18 protein-coding genes are annotated in these 19,614 nt (G+C 60.5%); 13 read left to right on the forward strand and 5 right to left on the reverse strand.

Features of this window, described 5'->3' with window-relative positions; genetic code table 11:
- The first annotated feature begins 5 nt into the window (after window positions 1-5).
- Both CFBP4996_RS15680 and CFBP4996_RS15685 read left to right on the forward strand, forming a co-directional pair.
- Entirely contained in the window at window positions 6-1,106 is a 1,101-nt protein-coding gene (locus CFBP4996_RS15680) for a Gfo/Idh/MocA family protein (protein WP_080854609.1), read from the forward strand.
- A gap of 16 nt (window positions 1,107-1,122) precedes the next feature.
- The gene (locus tag CFBP4996_RS15685) at window positions 1,123-1,764 is read left to right on the forward strand and encodes a ThuA domain-containing protein (protein ID WP_003500892.1); all 642 of its coding nucleotides are present in this window, start codon (window positions 1,123-1,125) and stop codon (window positions 1,762-1,764) included.
- Between the two features lie 173 nt (window positions 1,765-1,937).
- Here CFBP4996_RS15685 and CFBP4996_RS15690 read toward each other — a convergent pair whose 3' ends face one another.
- Window positions 1,938-3,296 (reverse strand): amidase, encoded by a 1,359-nt coding sequence (locus CFBP4996_RS15690; RefSeq protein ID WP_080854608.1) that lies wholly within the window; start codon window positions 3,294-3,296, stop codon window positions 1,938-1,940.
- A gap of 343 nt (window positions 3,297-3,639) precedes the next feature.
- On the opposite strand from CFBP4996_RS15690, the gene CFBP4996_RS15695 reads away from it, so the two are divergent.
- From CFBP4996_RS15695 to CFBP4996_RS15705, 3 genes are all read left to right on the forward strand, one after another.
- Window positions 3,640-5,958, forward strand: coding sequence for an EAL domain-containing protein (locus tag CFBP4996_RS15695; protein WP_080854607.1), 2,319 nt, complete (start codon window positions 3,640-3,642; stop codon window positions 5,956-5,958).
- Between the two features lie 30 nt (window positions 5,959-5,988).
- Entirely contained in the window at window positions 5,989-6,882 is an 894-nt protein-coding gene (locus tag CFBP4996_RS15700) for an amino acid ABC transporter substrate-binding protein (protein WP_080854606.1), read from the forward strand.
- A 71-nt stretch (window positions 6,883-6,953) separates the two neighbouring features.
- Window positions 6,954-7,856 carry an amino acid ABC transporter substrate-binding protein gene (locus CFBP4996_RS15705; RefSeq protein ID WP_080854605.1) on the forward strand — a complete coding sequence of 301 codons (903 nt, stop codon included), beginning with the start codon at window positions 6,954-6,956 and terminating at the stop codon, window positions 7,854-7,856.
- A gap of 41 nt (window positions 7,857-7,897) precedes the next feature.
- Here CFBP4996_RS15705 and minE read toward each other — a convergent pair whose 3' ends face one another.
- From minE to minC, 3 genes are read right to left on the reverse strand one after another with little or no spacing between them, the layout of a single operon-like run.
- Window positions 7,898-8,158: a cell division topological specificity factor MinE gene (minE, locus tag CFBP4996_RS15710; protein ID WP_020809474.1), complete on the reverse strand. Its 261-nt coding sequence runs from the start codon at window positions 8,156-8,158 to the stop codon at window positions 7,898-7,900.
- Window positions 8,155-8,970, reverse strand: a complete 816-nt coding sequence (gene minD, locus CFBP4996_RS15715; RefSeq protein ID WP_003506498.1) for a septum site-determining protein MinD — start codon at window positions 8,968-8,970, stop codon at window positions 8,155-8,157. Before minD ends, minE begins: the two co-directional genes overlap by 4 nt.
- Window positions 8,971-9,004: 34 nt before the next feature.
- The gene (gene minC / locus CFBP4996_RS15720) at window positions 9,005-9,733 is read right to left on the reverse strand and encodes a septum site-determining protein MinC (protein WP_162936102.1); all 729 of its coding nucleotides are present in this window, start codon (window positions 9,731-9,733) and stop codon (window positions 9,005-9,007) included.
- A 406-nt stretch (window positions 9,734-10,139) separates the two neighbouring features.
- On the opposite strand from minC, the gene CFBP4996_RS15725 reads away from it, so the two are divergent.
- From CFBP4996_RS15725 to uxuA, 7 genes are all read left to right on the forward strand, one after another.
- The gene (locus tag CFBP4996_RS15725; RefSeq protein WP_059757355.1) at window positions 10,140-10,826 is read left to right on the forward strand and encodes an HAD family hydrolase; all 687 of its coding nucleotides are present in this window, start codon (window positions 10,140-10,142) and stop codon (window positions 10,824-10,826) included.
- A gap of 386 nt (window positions 10,827-11,212) precedes the next feature.
- Window positions 11,213-11,929, forward strand: coding sequence for a FadR/GntR family transcriptional regulator (locus CFBP4996_RS15730; RefSeq protein ID WP_020809475.1), 717 nt, complete (start codon window positions 11,213-11,215; stop codon window positions 11,927-11,929).
- Window positions 11,930-11,991: 62 nt separating this feature from the next.
- Entirely contained in the window at window positions 11,992-12,966 is a 975-nt protein-coding gene (locus CFBP4996_RS15735; RefSeq protein ID WP_003519848.1) for a sialic acid TRAP transporter substrate-binding protein SiaP, read from the forward strand.
- Window positions 12,967-13,026: 60 nt separating this feature from the next.
- The gene (locus CFBP4996_RS15740) at window positions 13,027-13,599 is read left to right on the forward strand and encodes a TRAP transporter small permease (RefSeq protein ID WP_064263022.1); all 573 of its coding nucleotides are present in this window, start codon (window positions 13,027-13,029) and stop codon (window positions 13,597-13,599) included.
- Window positions 13,600-13,603: 4 nt separating this feature from the next.
- On the forward strand, window positions 13,604-15,010 hold the full coding sequence (locus tag CFBP4996_RS15745) for a TRAP transporter large permease (protein WP_080854604.1): 1,407 nt from the start codon (window positions 13,604-13,606) through the stop codon (window positions 15,008-15,010).
- Window positions 15,011-15,080: 70 nt separating this feature from the next.
- A complete protein-coding gene (locus CFBP4996_RS15750; protein WP_080854603.1) occupies window positions 15,081-16,127 on the forward strand; it encodes an L-idonate 5-dehydrogenase in 1,047 nt (348 codons plus the stop codon).
- 16 nt (window positions 16,128-16,143) lie between these two features.
- Window positions 16,144-17,352: a mannonate dehydratase gene (gene uxuA / locus CFBP4996_RS15755; protein WP_080854602.1), complete on the forward strand. Its 1,209-nt coding sequence runs from the start codon at window positions 16,144-16,146 to the stop codon at window positions 17,350-17,352.
- A gap of 28 nt (window positions 17,353-17,380) precedes the next feature.
- On the opposite strand, the gene CFBP4996_RS15760 is transcribed toward uxuA, so the two are convergent.
- Window positions 17,381-17,734, reverse strand: coding sequence for an antibiotic resistance protein VanZ (locus CFBP4996_RS15760; RefSeq protein ID WP_162936101.1), 354 nt, complete (start codon window positions 17,732-17,734; stop codon window positions 17,381-17,383).
- 244 nt (window positions 17,735-17,978) lie between these two features.
- Here CFBP4996_RS15760 and CFBP4996_RS15765 point away from each other — a divergent pair, with 244 nt between their 5' ends.
- The gene (locus CFBP4996_RS15765) at window positions 17,979-19,490 is read left to right on the forward strand and encodes an aldehyde dehydrogenase (NADP(+)) (protein ID WP_080854600.1); all 1,512 of its coding nucleotides are present in this window, start codon (window positions 17,979-17,981) and stop codon (window positions 19,488-19,490) included.
- The last annotated feature ends 124 nt before the right edge of the window (window positions 19,491-19,614 follow it).

Below are 19,614 nucleotides of genomic sequence, written 5' to 3' on the forward strand. Positions count from 1 at the left end.
ATCACATGAACAGGGTCGGTATCGGCATCATCGGCTGCGGCAACATCTCCAGCGCCTATCTCAAGGCCATGGCGTCGTTTCCCATTCTCGACATTCGCGGTCTTGCGGATATGAACGAGGAGGCTGCGAAGGCCCGCGCCAATGAATTCGGCCTCCAGGCAAAAAGCATTGACGCGCTTCTCTCCGATCCTTCCGTGGAGATCATCGTCAATCTGACCATTCCCAAGGCGCATGTGGAGGTTGGCCTGCGCGCGCTTGACGCGGGTAAACACGCCTATTCCGAAAAACCGCTCGGCATCAATTTCACTGAGGGCAAACGGCTTGCGGATGCGGCAAAGACAAAGGGCCTTCGCATCGGTTCGGCCCCGGATACCTTCCTCGGCGGCGGGCACCAGACCGCACGCAGGCTGATCGATGAGGGCGTGCTGGGCCGGCCGGTCGGCGGAACCGCCACATTCATGTGCCCCGGCCATGAGCGCTGGCACCCCAACCCGGCCTTTTATTACGAGGTTGGCGGCGGGCCGATGCTGGATATGGGCCCCTATTACATCACCGATCTCGTCAATCTGTTCGGCCCGGTCGCCAAAGTGGCGGGCTTTGCCATCGCCCCGCGCAATGAGCGCCTCATCACCAGCGAGCCGAAGAACGGCGAAAAAATCCCTGTTCATGTCGCCACTCATGTGTCCGGCGTGCTGGCTTTTGAGAACGGCGCCGTGGTGCAGGTGGGCATGAGCTTCGATGTGGCAGGCCACAAACATGTGCCGCTGGAACTCTATGGCACTGAAGGCACGCTGATCGTGCCCGATCCCAACCATTTCGGCGGCGAGGTGCAATTGCTGAAGAAGGGCGGCCAGTTCGAGCCGCAGGCCCTGTCATCCCCCTATGCGGACGGCAATTACCGTTCGATAGGCGTAGCGGATATGGCCCATGCGATCCGCGAAAACCGCCCGCATCGCGCCAATGGCGATCTTGCCCTGCATGTGCTGGAGGTGATGGAAGCCTTCCAGACCGCATCGGACAGCGGCACCGCCGTTTCCATCACCACCAAGGCGGAGCGCCCGGCTCCGCTCGAAACATCGCTGGTCGACGGCCAGCTCGGCAAATAATCCGGAGGAGGAAATAATGCGCGAAGCACTCATCGTCTGGGGCGGCTGGAGCGGCCATGAGCCGCAGGAATGCGCCACCATCGTCAAGGACATGCTGGAGGAGGACGGTTTCAAGGTCTATGTAGAGCACAGCACGGAGGCCTTCGCCGATCCTTCGGTGCATGATCTCAGCCTCGTGGTGCCCATCGTCACCATGTCGAAGATCGAAAAGGAAGAGATCAAGAACCTGACGGCCGCCGTGGAAAACGGCGTCGGCATTGCCGGCTTTCATGGCGGTGCGGGCGATAGTTTCCGCGAATGCGTCGAATATCAGTTCATGATCGGCGGCCAATGGGTTGCCCATCCCGGCAATATCATCGACTACCACGTCAACATCACTCGTCCCGACGACCCGCTGATGGAGGGGATTGCCGATTTCCCCTACACGTCGGAGCAATATTACATGCATGTCGACCCCTCCAACGAGGTGCTGGCGACGACGAAATTCACCGGCGATCATGCCTGGTGGATTGACGGCGTGGTGATGCCGGTTGTCTGGAAACGCAAATACGGCAAGGGCCGGGTCTTCTATTCGGCGCTTGGCCATCAGGCCAAGGAATTTTCCGTGCCGCAGATGAAGACCATGTTCCGCCGTGGCGCGAATTGGGCGGCGCGGTGAGGCTATGGGAGGAGGCGGCCAAGTACTCTCTCCGTCATGCCGCACTTGATCCGGCATCCAGCAGCCGCGCGTCTGCGCGGCGTCAGGAGTCTTTCACGATCAAAGACTTGATCGCGCTGGACCCCGGATCAAGTCCGGGGTGACGGAGAATGACTGTGTGAACCGCCCTCTCCTCAACCCCGAACGATTTCTTCCGCCGTCATCGCGACACCCAGCACATGGTCATCAGTGCCGTGCAGGCCGGAAAGCAGCAGGCCGACCGGCATGCCCGCATCGCCCGTTCCGCAGGGGATCGAAACACCGCAGAGATCGAAAAAATTGCCGATCTGGGTGTTGCGCAGGGTCTTCGCATTCATGGCGAAAAAGGCATCATCACTCTCGAGAAGCGGCGCGACCTTGGCCGCGACATGCGGCAATGTCGGCGACACCAGCAGCTCTTGCCTGCCTATCATGCCGGAAAACGCCGCCGTCATGCGTTCGCGCGCCTCGATGATGGCGATATAGTCCGGCATGGAAATATTCGCGCCGAGCCCTGCTCTGGCCACCACGCGCGGATCCATGCGGGCGGCGTCGGCACCTTCCAGCCGGGTCTTGTGCAGGGCGAAGGCTTCCGCCGTCACCAGCGCACCCTTTTCCCTGATAAGATCGAACAATTCCGAAAAAATCGGGAATGCCTGCCGCCGCACCGAGGCGCCGGCGCGGACGAGACGTTCCACCGCCTGCTCGAAAGCGGCTGCGACGCCATCCTCGATGCCATCGAAAAAGACCGTTTCCGGCACCACCAGCGACAGGCCGGAAAGAGGCGCGCGTGTGAGATCGGCAGCCGCCTTGCCGCGCATGGCGGCATCCACCCAGACGGCGTCCTTCACGGTATGCGTGAGGGGGCCGAGCGAATCGAGGCTTTTCGCCAAGGGATAAACCCCGCGCATCGAATAACGGCCACGGCTTGCCTTGTAACCCACCACGCCGTTGAAGGCGGCGGGAATACGCACCGATCCGCCGGTATCGGTGCCTATCGCCACCGGCACCAGACCGGCAGCCACGGCGACGCCCGCGCCCGATGAAGAGCCGCCCGGCAGGCGGTGACCATCCATAGAAGCAGGATTACGTGGCGTACCGTAATGCGGATTGATGCCGAGACCGGAAAACGCGAACTCGCTCATATTGGTGCGGCCGATGCAGATCATGCCCGCCTGTTTCAGCGCCGTCACCACATCCGCGTCGTGAGACGCAGGCTTATCGTTGGCAAGCACCGTCGATCCCGCCGTGGTCGCCATGCCTTCAAGGTCAAACAGGTCCTTCCAGGCCACCGGAATACCATCGAGCACACCACAGGAACGACCCTCACCAATGCGTTTTGCCGCAGCTTCCGCCTCCGACATCGCCCGCGCTGCCGTCAACTCGACAAAAATCGCCTGATCGTCCTCTCCGCCGATCGCATCCAGCGTCTCTTCCACCAGGGCACGCGAATCGAGATGGCCGCTCTGGAGGAGAACGGAAAGCTGCGCGATGTTTTTGCCTTTATGAGCCATGATATCTTCCCTGAAAGCGGCATGTCGCGCACAACATGCCGTTTATCGGCCAGTTGGCAAGGCCAATTGCCGCGCTATCGATGACCGGTATGCCGGATCGGGAAACATGGCGGAGATCGCAGAATTTTGGAGTTTATCCTTGACGATTCATTTCTAACCTCCGATTTTTTCAACCTGAGGTGCAGGAACGCCATCTCTTATATAAGCTACGACTATAAAAAGACGGATTAATTCTTAATCACATCTAAACTTTGTTGAATTATTTAGCAGACAGCATTGAAATGCATGCCCTATAAAATTCCATAAAACAATTATAACGCGACATCGCGGGGGACTATCGCGAATGGAAGAGACTGCCTATCGCGGGACAGATAGACAGGTTGAACCGGGCCACACGCTTCGCTCGCCAACGCAGCCGGAAACAGGCCGGTTTTCGCGGCGGCGTTCGCTCGCCAGCAAGATAACCCTGATATTCCTCGGCGGCGTGATCTTTTCCTACAGCATCGGCGCGCTTGTCGGCTGGTATATGTTCGTCGCCGCCGCCAGCGAGCAATGGCTCAACCAGGCGCGCGTCAATTCGCAGATCGCCAGCGCCACGCTTCGCAGCATCTACACCTATGTCAGCGTCACCGCCGATGCCGACGGGCAGGTCAACGGCATATTGACCGACAAGCCCATCGGCGACGACGAATCCATTCTCGTCACCGGCTTCAACCCCAGCGACGTTCTCGCGCTTATCGGCGCACAGACCAAGAATGCCGTCTGGCTTTTCCGTTATGACGAAGCGGATTCCGGCTTCCGGCAGATCGCGGCGGCTTTCGACAACGCCACCGACGACGATGAAAAGCCGCTCGCCACCGATCCCATCTTTTCCCGGGATGCGGTCGCCGCGCGTTTTTCCACCGGTTTTGCGAATATCGGCGAATCCAGCCATTATATCGGCCTGCTGCCGATCATCAGTACGGAAACGAAGAAACCCATCGGCGCGGTCGCCGTCAGCATCGGCGGCTCGGACGCGCTTTATGGCGCGCAGCGCAAGCTCATCTATAATTCGCTCGCCGCGCTGATCGTGGTCTTGACCGTCACCGGCGTGCTTGTGACCGTCATCGCCCGACATTTCCTGAAACCGGTCCCGGCGCTGGTGCAGGCGACGCTTCGGATCGCCCGCGAGGAAACGGATGTCGCCACGCCGTTTCAGGAGCGGCGGGACGAGATCGGCGACATGGCCACCGCCATCGAGACGTTGCGCGAGGCTGTTCTGGAACGCGGACGCCTGCGGCAGATTCGCGATATGGCGCAGCAGCTGGAACATATGGCCCATCACGATGCGCTCACCGGACTTCCTAACCGCGTGCTGCTGATGAAGACGCTGGAAAACCGTCTCGAACAGCTTGCCGCGTCAGGCCAGCCGTTCAATGTCATGCTGCTCGATCTGGACCGCTTCAAGGCCGTCAATGACACACTCGGACACGCCGCCGGCGATGCCCTGCTGGTGGCGGTGGCCTCACGGATTTCCGCCGTGCTGGGTGAAAACGACATGGTAAGCCGTCTCGGCGGCGACGAATTCGCGATCATACAATCGGCAAACGGCGACTGCGAGAGCGATGCGGCGATGCTGGCCGCGCGGGTGGTGCATGCCGTCTCGCGCAGTTTCAGTCTCGAAGGCAGCGATATCAGCATCGACACCAGCATCGGCATCGCCTGCGCGCCGGGCCACGGCACATCCGCAACGCAGCTTCTGCAACATGCCGATCTCGGCCTTTACCGAGCAAAATCAATGGGCTGCGGCTATTTCGTCTTTTATGAGCCCGGCATGGACATGGCGGCGCAACACAAGCATGCGCTGGAAATAGACATGAAATCCGCGCTCGAAAACCAGGAATTCGAGCTGCACTACCAGCCGGTCGTCAATCTGCAGAGCGGTCGCATCGTCGCTTATGAAGCTCTGGCCCGCTGGCGGCACAGCAAGCTTGGCCTCATCGCACCGGACCGCTTCATCGCGCTTGCCGAAGAAAACAACTTCATCAAGCCGTTGGGCGAGTGGGTTCTGGCGCAGGCCTGCAGGGATGCGATGACATGGCCGAAGGATATCAGGCTCGCCGTCAATCTATCCGCCGTTCAGCTCAGCAATGACGACATCGTACCGATAGTGGACCGGGCACTTGAAACATCCGGCTTCCCGGCGGAACGGCTTGAACTGGAAGTGACGGAAACGGTCATGCTGGAGCGTGACAACAGCGCCCGAGCCCTGAAACTGCTGAAGGAAAGGGGCGTTCGCCTCGCGCTTGACGATTTCGGCACCGGTTATGCGGGCCTCAGCACGCTCACCCATGTCGCCTTCGACAAGATCAAGATCGACCGGGAATTCGTCTCCGGCCTGCCATCCAATCCCATGTGTTCCGCCATCGTCAACACCGTCATCGACATGGCTGAACAGATCGGCCTGAAGGTCACCGCCGAGGGCGTTGAAAACAGGGAGCAGGTCGAAGCGCTCAAGCTTTCCGGCTGCGACGAAGCGCAGGGCTATTATTTTGCCGAGCCCGCGCCGCTTGCCCGCATTCTCAAGAACCGCGCCGTCATCGCTCCGATTGCGAAGGATGAATTCGGCGATATCGGTCGACCGACACAGGAAACCTATTGCCCACCACAAAAAGCCATTTGAGAAACCGGCCGCCGGCCCAGAGGACATAAAATGCGTCTTTCAGTATTTTGCCTTTTCCTCACATGCCTTGCTCCCATCACGCCTCTCCAGGCTGCCGGCGAAAGCGATACGCTTCAGCAGATCGCCAAAACCGCAAAGATCCGCATCGGCTATCGCGAAGCCGAACCGCCCTTTTCCTATCAATTGCCGAATGGGGAGGTCACCGGTTTCTCGACCGATCTTTGTCGGGCGATCAGCGAAGATATTCGCAGGAAGCTGAAGCTCGACAGGATCGAACTCGAATACGTCAAGGCGACGCCCGCGACCCGTTTCATCCTTGTCCGCGGCGGCCAGATCGACATTGAATGCGCGGCCACCACCAACAATAGCGAACGCCGCAAGATCGTGGATTTCTCCTATCCCAACTTCATGACCGCGACGCAGTTTCTCTCCCGCAAGCAGGACAATCTGAAAAGCCTTGCCGATCTCGCCGGGCGGTCCGTCACATCCGCCTCCGGCACCGTCAATATCGAGCAGCTCAACGCCGTGAACCGGGCGAAGAACCTCAATATCTCGGTGATGCCGACGAAAACCAATGAGGAGGCCTTCGAACTCGTGGTTTCCGGCAAGGCCTCCGCTTTTGTCATGGATGGCATATTGCTCGCGGCGCTGGCGGCAACGTCAGAGAATCCGGACCTCTATGCGCTTTCTGAGGAAACGCTGAGCGCCCCCGAGCCTTATGGCCTGGTTTTCCGGCGCAACGATCCGGGTTTCAAGGCGGCGGTCAATGAGAGCCTTCGGCATATTTTCACCGGGCCGGTCATTCATGGCCTTTATGAAAAGTGGTTCACCAAGCCCATTCCCCCAAACGGCATGAACCTGAACCTGCCGATGGCCGCCTCTCTGAAACAGGCATACGAACATCCGAGCGAATACCAGGACTGAGAGCGCAAGGCGTCCACCCGTATCGATTTTCATGAAAATGTTTTGACGGATTATTTGGCTGGAGATGCGCGATGCAGAGATCGACATTATGGCTTATGCTCGTTTTTTCAAGTCTTCTTCCCGCCCAGGCGGTGAGCGAGGATGCCCAACCGCCGACACTTGAAACCATTGCCAGAACCGGCACCATCAAGCTCGGTTATGCCGATCGCAATATTCCCTTTTCCTATCTCGGCGCCGGGCCGGAGCCTATCGGCTACAGCATCGAGCTGTGCCTGAGAGTGGCGGATTCCATCAAGAAGAAGCTCGGCCTGCCGGAACTGAAGGTCGAGTTCGTCAAGCGCACGCCCAGCAACCGCATCATGCTTCTCAATGACGGCACGATGGACATGGAATGCGTGGCGAGCACGAATACGGAAGAGAGACGCAAGGCCGTGTGGTTCTCCTACAGCCACTTCATCACCGGCACCCGTTATGTGGCGCTGAAATCGAGCGGCCTGAACACCGTCGCCGATCTCGCCGGGCGAACGGTGGTGGTGACGACGGGAACCATCAACATCACCCAACTCAACGTGCTCAATCGCAAACTGGGGTTGAACGTCGCGGTTCTGCAAAATGACAGCACCGAGGGCAGTTTCGACATGGTGACGGAAAACCGTGCCTCGGCCTTCGTCATGGACGATATACTTCTGCGATCCTTCGTTGCCGAGACCGGCAAGCCGGAAGACTACGTCATCTCCGATGAATATCTCGCTCCGCCGCAGCCCTATGGCCTGATGCTCCGCCACGGCGATACCGGCTTCCGCGACGCCGTCAACGAAGCGCTCGGCCAAATCTATGAGAGCGGCGAAATCGAGAAAATCTACGACAAATGGTTCAACGCGCCGATCCCGCCAAACGGCATCAACCTGAAGCGCCCGCTGCCCGGCGATCTGGCCGAGGCATTTCGAAAACCCGTCGATACGACAGCGGAATAAAAACGCCGCCCGGTGGCGGGCGGCGTTTTTCGACACGTATCTTACGCGGCGCGTAGATCGGCACCCAGAGGAATCTCGACATCGATCTCCAGAATTGAGACATGTTCGTCGCGATCCATCTTCACATGCACCCGATCATTGTCGATCTGCACATGTTTGGCGATGACGCCGAGAATTTCTTCCCTGAGGATGGCGACCAGATCGGAGCCGGAAGATGCCCTTTCGTGGGCGAGCAGCACCTGCAGGCGTTCGCGCGCAAGCGGTGCCGACTTCTGTTTGCGGAAAAGACTGAAGATGCTCATGCAGCCCTCCTTGCGAAGATCTTGGAGAAGATGCCACGCTTCTCGCCCGGAATGACCACCGGAATATCCTCACCGGACAGACGGCGGGCGGCGTCGAAATAAGCCATGGCCGGCGCGCAGCGGGCATCCGCCAGCGTAACAGGCGCACCGACGTTCGAGGCCCGCAGCACATCCGTGCTTTCGGGAATGATGCCGAGCAGCGGAATGGAAAGGATTTCCAGAACGTCATCGACCTTCAGCATGTCGCCACGCTCGGCGCGGGAAGCGTCGTAACGCGTCAGAAGCAGATGCTTCTCCATGCGCTCGCCGCGTTCGGCCTTCAGCGTCTTGGAATCCAGCAGACCGATGATGCGGTCGCTGTCGCGCACCGAGGAGACTTCTGGATTGGTGACGACGACGGCCACATCCGCATGGCGCATGGCCAGCGTCGCGCCGCGTTCGATACCGGCGGGGCTGTCGCAGATCACCCAGTCGAAGTGCTTCTTCAGCTCGTTGATGACCCATTCGACACCTTCCGGCGTCAGATTGTCCTTGTCGCGCGTTTGCGAGGCAGGCAGCAGGAACAGCGTCTCGAGGCGCTTGTCGCGGATCAGCGCCTGCGTCAGCTTAGCGTCGCCCTGGATGACGTTGACGAGATCGTAAACCACGCGGCGTTCAGCACCCATGACGAGATCGAGGTTACGCAGGCCGACATCGAAATCGACGACCACGACCTTCTCCTTGTTCTGCGCCAGTGCGGCGCCAAGCGCTGCGGTCGAGGTGGTCTTTCCCACCCCGCCCTTGCCGGAAGTTACAACGACTACCTTCCCCATATGGCTCTCCTGTTCCTGTGTTGTTTCTCTGTTATCAGCCAAGCTTTGCGGCCTTTATCGTATCGTTTTCCAGCCAGAGCTGAACGGGCTGGCCGCGCAGCTTGTCGTCAATATCCTCAGCCACCTTGTAGACGCCGTCGATGGCCAGAAGCTCCGCTTCGAGCTTGCGGCAGAAGATGCGCGCCGAAACATTGCCGAGCGAACCGGCCATGGCGCGACCGCGCAGGGCGCCGTAAATATGCACCGAACCGCCGGCGATGATTTCCGCCCCCGAGGCGACCGAACCGATGACAGTCACGTCACCCTCGGGAAACATGATCGACTGGCCGGAGCGAACCGGCTCGTTGATGACCAGCGACGGCACGACGGCCCTGACCTCGCCGGCAGCGCGCGGCTTTTCCTCCGGCAGTTCGGCGGCGATGGCGACCGGCTCAACCTCGACATCGGAAGCGGGCTTTCCGCCCTTCAGCGACGGCGGCATGCCCGGCTCGATCATCGAGGGGCGAACGCCCTCGATGCCCATGATGCCGACATTGCGCTCCGTCAGCGCCGCCAGCAGCTCCTTCAGCCCCGCCTTGTCGAGCGATAGCTCCGACACATCCAGAACCACCGGACGCGACAGGAAGAAGCCCGCCGAACGGGCGGCAAGATCATCGAGCCTTTCCAGCCATTGACCGACCGGAGATTCGGGAGACAGGACGACTGCGAGGAAGGAGCGGCCTTTGATACGGATCGAACGCTGGTCTGTTAGCACTTTGGTCATCTTGGTAAACAAATCGTTGACAATTAGGTACCTCGAATATGGTTAACAAATGGTTAACGCCGCCCTTGAAGCGGTGGATTCGTTAAGAAAATTCCGCCCCGAAAAACTTCATGCGAAACATTCAAAATCCCTCATTACCTTTTGATTTAGCGCGTTTCCGGCGCTCGTGAAAACTCACGATAGCAGCTCATCCTTGCTGCAACCTGACGCCCGGCATCGCGAGATGGGCACGCCTTCTCCCCTACCCCAACCCGGCGAGTCGCGGAACACGCGAACGTCCGATTCCGGGACAATATCCGCCTTCGGCCAGATGACCGCATTATGCCTTCAAGGTGGAAAAGCGATTCCGTTGTGTCCGCCGATGCTGTAGAGAGAGGCGTCCCGACAGCTTCAACGGAAGAATGAGATGCACAGCAAAGTCCCGCCGCAGAACCAGATATTTTCGCAAGACTATGCGGCCTTCCTGTTCGACATGGATGGAACATTGCTCAACTCGATTGCGGTGGTGGAGCGGGTCTGGCGCGAATGGGCCGTGGACAACGGCATAGAGCCGAACGCTTTCCTGCAGCGCATCCATGGCATGCGCGCGTCGGAAGTGGTGCGCCGCGAGGCCGTTCCCGGTCTCGATGTCGCGGAACAGGCGGCGATGCTGCTGCAGAAGGAAATGGACGATGTCGACGGCATCCTCCAGATTCCCGAGGCTGCGGCATTTCTCGAAAAATTGCCGGCCGGCAAATGGGCCATCGTCACCTCCGCTGCCCGCGCGCTCGCCGAACGCCGGCTGGCGGCCGCAGGCCTCACCCCGCCTCCGGTGATGATCTGCGCCGAGGACGTGGTGAACGGCAAGCCTGATCCGGAAGGATATAAAAAGGCGGCGGAAAAGCTCGGCGTCGCGCCTGAAAACTGTGTCGTCTTCGAGGACGCCCCCGCCGGCATTCAGGCCGGGGAAAGTATGGGCGCAACCGTGGTCGTCATCAACGCCACCCACTCCCATCTCATCGAAACGCCGCATCTTTCCATAGGCGGATATGGTGAGCTGGATGTCGTCATCGGTGAGAATGGCGCTCTGAGGCTCGCAGGTGGCAGGGGCTGAAAAGCCGCCGGCATTCCTGAACTTCGCATCATTTTCGACCTTGCAGCCATTAAGTCGGTCGCCGGGGACCATCGAGCCCAACCAACTTTCCGTCATTCCGGCCTTGAGTCGGGATCCAGCCGACGCGCATCTGCGCGACGGGAAGGACTCCTTTCAGCCCAAAGACTTGGGCTGGCTGGATTCCGGCTCAAGGCCGAAATGACGGAGACGGCAAAGCAGTAAACTAAAGCAAATGCCGAGCCTGCCGTACCGACCTCAAGCCAGGCCCCACACACTTTTCCGCCAGCGGCCAATTGACAGCACCGCATAAATGCGTCCTAATAAAATTGGTAAGACCATCTTACCGCTTGCGCGATCGGGGGAGACTTTCGCGCTGGGAGGATATCATGTTTGTGGCTCTGGAGCCGCGCCGCCTTTACCGGCTGGTCGCGGAACAAATTCGTTTACTCATCGAAAGCGGGGAACTGACCGAAGGCCAGCGCCTGCCGGCGGAACGGGATCTTGCCGAACGCTTCGGCGTATCGCGCCCGACGGTTCGCGAAGCGCTTATCGTTCTGGAAGTGGAAGGCCATATCCATATCCGCATGGGTTCGGGCGTCTATGTCAGCGCAGCCGGCAAGCAGGCCAAGGAAAAGCCGCCGGTGCCGGATGCGCATGGGCCATTCGAAATCCTGCAGGCGCGCTGCATCATCGAAAGCGCGATTGCGGAGGAGGCCGCGCGGCTTGCCACGCCAGAATGCATCGCCAAGCTCGATGATATCATCGAACGCATGGCCGGCGCGCTCGACAGCTCGCCACAGGCGCTCAATTTCGACCGGGCCTTCCACACCGCGATTGCCGATATCATCGGCAATTCGGCGCTGAACCGCTTTACCGGCCTGATCTATGACGAACGCAGCCTGTCACCCTTTTTCGAAAAGCTCGCCAGCTATTTCGAGGGCCCGCACACCTGGAACCTTGCCGTTCAGGAACACCGCGCAATCCGTGACGCCATTGCCGCCAACGACCCGGAAGGCGCACGCGAGGCGATGCGGCAGCATCTGACGCTGTCGCAAAAGAGATTTTCCGAAAGTTTCGGGGAGGAAACGATCGGGGAAGAGTGACCGCGCCGCAACCGGCGACGGGAAAAATGAGAAATCTGGCTTTAATTCGGGAGGAGTTAAGAATGAAAATCAGATTGTCGACTTTGATGGGCGCAACAGCCGCCATCCTGCTTTCCGCCCTTGCGGCGCAGGCGCAGACCACGCTGAAATGGGCGCATGTCTACGAGACCTCCGAACCTTTCCATACGGATTCGGTCTGGGCCGCGGAAGAAATCGCCAAGCGCACGGACGGCCGTTACAAGGTGGATGTTTTCCCCGCCTCACAGCTCGGCAAGGAAGCCGATATCAACCAGGGCCTGAAGATCGGCACCGTCGATATCATCATTTCCGGTTCCAGCTTTGCCGCGCGTGACTTCAAGCCGATCGGCGTCACCTATTTCCCTTACATCTTCCGCGATCCGAGCCATCTGATCGCCTATACCAAGAGCGATATCTTCAAGCGTCTCGCCAAGGGTTACGAAGACAAGACCGGCAACCACATCGCCGCCGTCAGCTATTACGGCACGCGTCACACCACGTCGAACAAGCCGATTGCCGCCTGCGCCGACATGGCGGGGCTGAAGATGCGCGTTCCTGACGTTCCGGCCTATCTCGCCATGCCGCGCGCCTGCGGTGCCAACACGACCCCGATTGCCTTTGCGGAAGTCTATCTGGCACTCCAGAACGGCACGGTCGACGCACAGGAAAACCCGCTGACCACCATCGAGGCGAAGAAGTTCTTCGAAGTGCAGAAGAACATCGTCCTGACCGGCCATATCGTCGACCACCTCAACACGGTGATCTCCAAGAACCTGTGGTCGCAGCTCTCCGATGAAGACAAGAAAATCTTCACCGAAGTCATGCAGCAGGCCGCCGAGCGCACCACCAAGACCATCGAAGGCCGCGAAAAAAGCCTCGTCGAAGACTTCAAGAAGCGTGGTCTCACCGTCGCCGAGGTGGACAAGGCCGACTTCGAGAAGAACGTTCTGGAGAAGGTGAAGTTCGAGGACTTCGGTTACGACAAGGCCGACTGGGAAGCCATTCGCGCCGTCAAGTGAGCCAAGATCCGGTGCGGCCCCGTTGCCGCACCGCCCTTTCTCTCCAGACGGGATATCTCAATGTCGCAGGAAATCCATACTCAGGTCACGCCTGAGGAACTCGCCCATACGTTCGACGAGGCGCCGCCGGAGGTCGATCTCAAGGTCTATTCATTCGAAGACTGGGTCACGCTCGGCCTCTTCTGGCTGATGACGGGCTGCGTGTTCCTTCAGTTCTTCACCCGCTACGTGCTCAACGACAGCTACGCCTGGACGGAAGAAATCGCCGTCAACTGCCTGATCGGCGTCGTCTTTTTGGGTTCGGTCATGTGCGTGCGCATGTCGCGCCACATCCAGGTGGACGTGCTTTATCACTATGTGCCGCCGCAGGTGGCCCGCGCCATGTCGATCCTCGTCGACGTGCTGCGCATCCTCTTCTTCGCCTACACCTCGTGGCTGATGTGGCGGTATATGGAAATCGTCGCGGATGAGGAGATGGTCACCGTGGCGCTGCCGCGTAACATCGTTTTTTATACGGTTCTGGCCGCTTTCGTTCTGATGTTCTTCCGGTCGGTGCAGGTCTTCATCGCCAATATGCAGCGTGGTTATTCCGTGCTCGAGCGGCCCGAAGAATTCCAGAGCGCGGGGGATTGACCACATGCTGCTTCTTATCGGCTCATTTCTTCTCCTGATGCTGATCGGCCTGCCCGTCGCCATTTCCATGGCCTCGGCCTCGCTGCTCTACATCGTGTTTTACAATGTCGCGCCTGATATCATCGCCGCGCAGCGCCTGATCGCGGGTGTGGAAAGCTTCCCGCTTCTGGCCGTTCCCTTCTTCATCCTTGCCGGCAACCTGATGAATACGGCAGGGGTGACGGGACGCATCTATTCCTTCGCCGTCGCGCTCGTCGGCTGGATGAAGGGCGGTCTCGCACAGGTCAACATCATCGGCTCGGTGATCTTTTCCGGCATGTCCGGCACCGCGCTTGCCGATGCGGCCGGTATCGGCACCATCGAAATCAAGGCCATGAAGGATCACGGTTATCCGGTCGAAGCGGCCGTCGGCGTCACCGCCGCCTCCGCAACGCTGGGCCCGATCTTCCCGCCGTCGCTGCCCTTCGTCATCTACGGCATGATGGCCAACGTCTCGATCGGCGCGCTGTTCATGGCCGGCATCGTTCCGGGCGTCGTCATGACGCTTCTGATGATGATCACGGTTGCGGTCTTCGCCTATATCAAGGGCTGGGGCTCCGATACGCCGTTCAGCCTCAGAACCATCTTCGGCGCATCGATCGAGGTCTTCGTGGTGATGATGGTGCCGCTCGGCATCTATATCCTCACGGCGCTTGGCCTGTCGCTCAACCTGTCGATCCTGATCGTGCTGGTGATCCTGCTTGCCTGCGACTGGTATTTCGACTTCTCTGCCGTGATGGCGCTGATGACGCCGGTGATCCTGATCGGCGGCATGACCATGGGCTGGTTCACACCCACTGAAGCCGCCGTCGCGGCCGTGTTGTGGTCGCTGTTCCTCGGGCTCGTGCGCTACCGGACGATGACCTTCAAGACGCTGGCGAAATCGACCTTCGATACGATTGAAACAACCGCTTCGGTGCTCTTCATCGTCGCGGCGGCCTCGGTCTTCGCATGGCTGCTGACGGTGAGCCAGGCAGCGCAGCTTCTGTCGGCGGCGATCCTGACGATCACCGACAGCAAGTGGATTTTCCTCGTGCTGGTCAATCTCCTGATGCTGTTCGTCGGCTGCTTCCTGGATACGATTGCGGCCATCACCATCCTCGTGCCGATCCTGCTGCCGCTGGTGCTGCAGTTCAATATCGATCCGGTGCATTTCGGCCTCATCATTACGCTCAACCTGATGATAGGGCTGCTACACCCGCCGCTCGGCATGGTGCTGTTCGTGCTCTCGCGCGTGGCGAAACTCTCCGTCGAACGCACGACGATGGCCATCCTGCCGTGGCTGGTGCCGCTGTTCGTGGCGCTGCTGCTGATTACCTTCGTTCCGGCCATCACGCTGTGGCTGCCGACCGAAATGGGCCTGATCCGCTAACGCCAATATCATCGCCCGCGCGGTTTCCCGCGCGGGCTTCTTCATCCCATACACATATGAGGGCATCGTCATGCAGACACGCGTGGCACGTCTATACGGCCAGAAGGACATTCGCGTCGAAACGCAGGACCTTCCCGCACCGGGACCCGGCGAAGTGCTGCTTGCCATGGCGGCTGGCGGCATCTGCGGCTCCGATCTGCATTATTATCAGGATGGCGGCTTCGGCCCGGTCCGGGTGCGAGAGCCGATCATCTGCGGGCATGAGGCATCCGGCCATGTGCGGGCGCTGGGAGAAGGTGTCAGCGGGCTTGCCGTCGGCCAGCTCGTTGCCGTCAATCCATCCCAGCCCTGCGGCCATTGCCATTTCTGCCTGGAGGGCCAGCCGATCCATTGCCTTGAAATGCGCTTCATGGGCAGCGCCATGCGCCTGCCGCATGAACAGGGCATGTTCCGCGACCGGCTGGTGGTTCCCGCCAAACAATGCGCGACATTTTCAGAGGATACCTCACCCGCCGAAGCCGCCTGCACCGAGCCGCTCGCGGTGTGCCTGCATGCCGTGGCCCAGGCCGGCGACCTGAAAGGGGCAAACGTACTCGTGACGGGCGCAGGCCCCATCGGCCTCCTGACCATCGCCGCCGCCCGCCATGCCGGTGCGGCCACCATTGTCGCCACCGACCTCACCGATGCCGCACTTGAACGCGCTCCCGCCATGGGTGCCGACCGCACGATCAATGTCGCGAAAGACGCCGAGGCGCTTTTGCCCTATCAGGACAATAAGGGCTATTTCGACGTCATTTTCGATTGCTCCGCAGCCGGTCCGGCACTTCGCACCGCCTTTGCCTGCGTACGCCCGCGCGGCACCATCGTACAGGTGGGCGTCACCGGCGACATCACCATTCCGCTCAACGCGCTGGTAGGGAAAGAAATCCTCTGGCGCGGCTCACAACGCTTTCATGAGGAATTCGCCGTCGCCGCAGGGCTGATCTCCACGCGCAGGATCGATGTGCGGCCAATCATTTCCCACAGCTTCCCGCTTGGTGAGGCGACAGCGGCATTCGAACAGGCCGGGGACCGCTCTGCCGCCTGCAAGGTGCAGCTGACATTTTCTGCAGACTGATATTTGAGGATTTAGGATGAGACATACATGGCGCTGGTTCGGCCCGGTCGACAAGGTCACGGTTCAGGATGCGGCTCAGGCGGGCGCGGAAGGCATCGTCAGCGCGCTGCATCACATTGCCACCGGCGATGTCTGGCCGGTGGATGAAATCGCCAAACGGCATGAGGCGATCAAGGCCGGCGGTCTTTATTGGGACGTGGTGGAAAGCGTGCCCGTGTCCGAGGATATCAAGACCCAGACCGGCGACTGGAAAAATCACATCGCCAACTGGCAGGAAACGCTGCGCCGCCTTTCCGCCTCGGGCATCCGCACCGTCTGCTATAATTTCATGCCAGTGCTGGACTGGACCCGCACGGACCTGCGCTGGGAAACCAGACACGGCGCTAAGGCGATGCGTTTCGATCTTCCCGATTTCGCCGCCTTCGACATCCACATCCTGAAACGCCCCGGGGCAAAGGCCGATTATCCGGACTGGCTGGCGGAGGAAGCGGCAAAACGTTTCGCCGACATGCCGGACACGAAAATCGCCGCCCTCGGGCGCAATATCGGCGCGGGTCTGCCCGGTTCGGCGGATGGTTATACGCTTGCCCAGCTTCTGGAAAAACTACGCTCCTATCACGGCATCGACCGCGAAAGGCTGCAGCAAAACCTCATCGACTTCCTCTGCGAGGTGACGCCGGTTGCCGAAGAGGTGGGTATCAACATCTGCGCCCATGGCGACGATCCGCCATGGCCGCTGCTCGGCCTGCCGCGTATTCTCTCCACCGAAGCCGACTACGCCCATATGCTCTCAAAGGTCGATAGCCGCGCCAATGGCGTGACGCTCTGCACCGGCTCCCTCGGCGCGCGGGCGGACAATGACCTGCCCTTCATCGCCAGCCGTTTTGCAGATCGCATTCATTTCGTACATCTGCGCAACGTGACGCGCGACACAGACACCGTGCCCTGCTCCTTCTTCGAGGATGAACATCTGGAAGGCGGAACCGACATGGTCGCCGTCATCGCCGCACTCCTCACCGAAGAAGCGCGCCGCCGGGCGGAAGGCCGCGAAGACCACACCATTCCGATGCGGCCCGATCACGGCCAGGAAATCCTCGATGACCTGATACGCGGGGCCCAGCCCGGCTATCCCGCCATCGGCCGACTGAAAGGGTTGGCGGAACTGCGCGGCATCGAACGCACGCTGTCGCACGGCCGTTTCGGGCTGACGGGTGGGACACGCTGAACAATGTTCCCGGCTGGGAGGCGTTCCGTCAGCCTGCGGCCAACCTCGCCCTGTACAGAAGATAGGAAAAAGCCCCTAGCCCGCCGGCGATGACGCCGGCGGCTTTCACGGCGGCGTCCATCAGATGCGGATGGCGGGTGGGCGACAGGAATTGCAGCGCCTCGATGCCGAAAGCCGCCGCGATGCCTGCCACGATGATCGCCAGCCAGTAACGCGGATAGGCGAGCACGAAAGCGGCCGAGCAGAAGGCGAAGGCCGCGGCGCGGTCCAGGCCCACCGTCGTCAGCGTGTGCGGGCGAAAGCCGATAGGGCAAACTGTAACGATCACGATCAGCAGAAAAACCGACCAGGCAACATATTTCGGAAGTCTATTTGTCATCATGGCGTCACAATAGAGCGCCGTGCGCATAAACGGAAGCGGGTCTTTTTCACGCCTCGCCCAATTAATCACACTTTTCGGTCAGATAGTTGAAAAACCGGCTTTCGCTCAGGCCCCACACGGGCTAAGGCAGAAGGCAACCGGGCGAGGATCGCGGCTGATGGCGTTTGCGCTGTCGCCTTTCGGTGCAACGTCACGGTGTCGGGTGGATTTTCCACACAGGATCAGATTTTCAGGGAAGAGCACAATGAGTTTCAAGCCGCACGGCAAACATCTGGTTGCAGGAGAATGGGTCGCAACGGAAGCAAAATTCCGCAGCGAGCCTGCACATGGCGAAGCTTTCGATTTTTCGGTCGGCACCGTCGATCTGGTGAATGCAGCCTGTGAAGCAGCCGAAGACGCCTTCTGGAGCTACGGTTACACCACCCGCGAAGAGCGCGCCGCATTCCTCGACACCATTGCCGACGAGATCGAAGCCCGCGCCGACGCCATCACCGAAATCGGCTCCTCCGAAACCGGCCTGCCCGCAGGACGCCTGCAGGGCGAACGCGGCCGCACCGTTGGCCAGCTGCGCCTTTTCGCCTCGCATATCCGCAAGGGTGACTATCTCGACCGCCGCCACGACGAGGCGCTGCCGGATCGCCAGCCCCTGCCGCGCCCGGATATCCGCCTGATGCAGCGCCCGATCGGCCCCGTCGCGGTCTTCGGTGCCTCCAACTTCCCACTCGCCTTTTCCACCGCCGGCGGTGATACCGCCGCGGCTCTGGCAGCCGGCTGCCCGGTCATCGTCAAGGGCCATTCCGCCCATCCCGGCACTGGCGAAATCGTTGCCGAAGCCGTTCTCGCCGCCGTCAAGAAGCATAATCTGCATCCCGGCGTCTTCTCGCTGATCCAGGGCGGCCGCCGCGATGTCGGCTCCGCGCTCGTGCAGCATCCGCGCATCAAGGCGGTCGGTTTTACCGGTTCGCTCGCCGGTGGGCGCGCGCTGTTCGATCTCTGCGCCCAGCGCCCCGAGCCGATCCCCTTCTTCGGCGAACTCGGTTCCGTCAACCCGATGTTCCTGCTGCCAGAAGCCGTTGCCGCCCGTGGCGAAGCCATCGCCAAGGGCTGGGCTGGTTCGCTCACCATGGGCGCCGGCCAGTTCTGCACCAATCCCGGCATCGCCGTCATTCTCGCCTCGCAGGCGGATGCCGTTGCTGAAACCGCCCGTGCAGCCCTGTCGGAAGTCGGCCCGCAGGTCATGCTGACCGACGGCATCGCCGCTGCCTATCGGGACGGCCGTGATCGTATCGCTGCCGGCAACGGCGTGCGCGACGTTCTGACCACCACCTGCAACCTGCGCAACGCCACGCCTTATCTCTACCGCGTTTCCGGCAAGGACTGGATTGCGAACCACGCGCTTGCCGAAGAGGTCTTCGGACCGCTCGGCCTGATCGTGACGGTCGAGAGCCCGGAAGAGATGATCGCGGTTGCGAAAAGCTTCGAAGGCCAGCTGACCGCCACCCTGCATCTCGATGCCGGCGACGCCGAGCTTGGCCGCAAGCTGCTGCCGATCCTTGAGCGTAAGGCGGGCCGCGTTCTTGCCAACGGTTTCCCGACCGGTGTGGAAGTCTCCGAAGCCATGGTTCACGGCGGCCCCTACCCGGCCTCCACGAACTTCGGCGCAACATCGGTCGGCACCATGTCGATCCGCCGCTTCACGCGCCCGGTTTCTTACCAGAACATCCCTTCGGACGTTCTGCCGGAAGACATTCGCTAAATTGAACGATGGCAGGCGCGATGACGCGCCTGCCATTCTTTTCAGCCGGCCTTTAAAGAAGGCCATCGGCCTTTCGAAAGATGCGGCCCGACGCCGGCGCGTCATCTGCTTCTTCCAGCCTCTT

The sequence above is a fragment of the Agrobacterium leguminum genome, from assembly GCF_005144435.2.
Lineage (GTDB): Bacteria > Pseudomonadota > Alphaproteobacteria > Rhizobiales > Rhizobiaceae > Agrobacterium > Agrobacterium leguminum.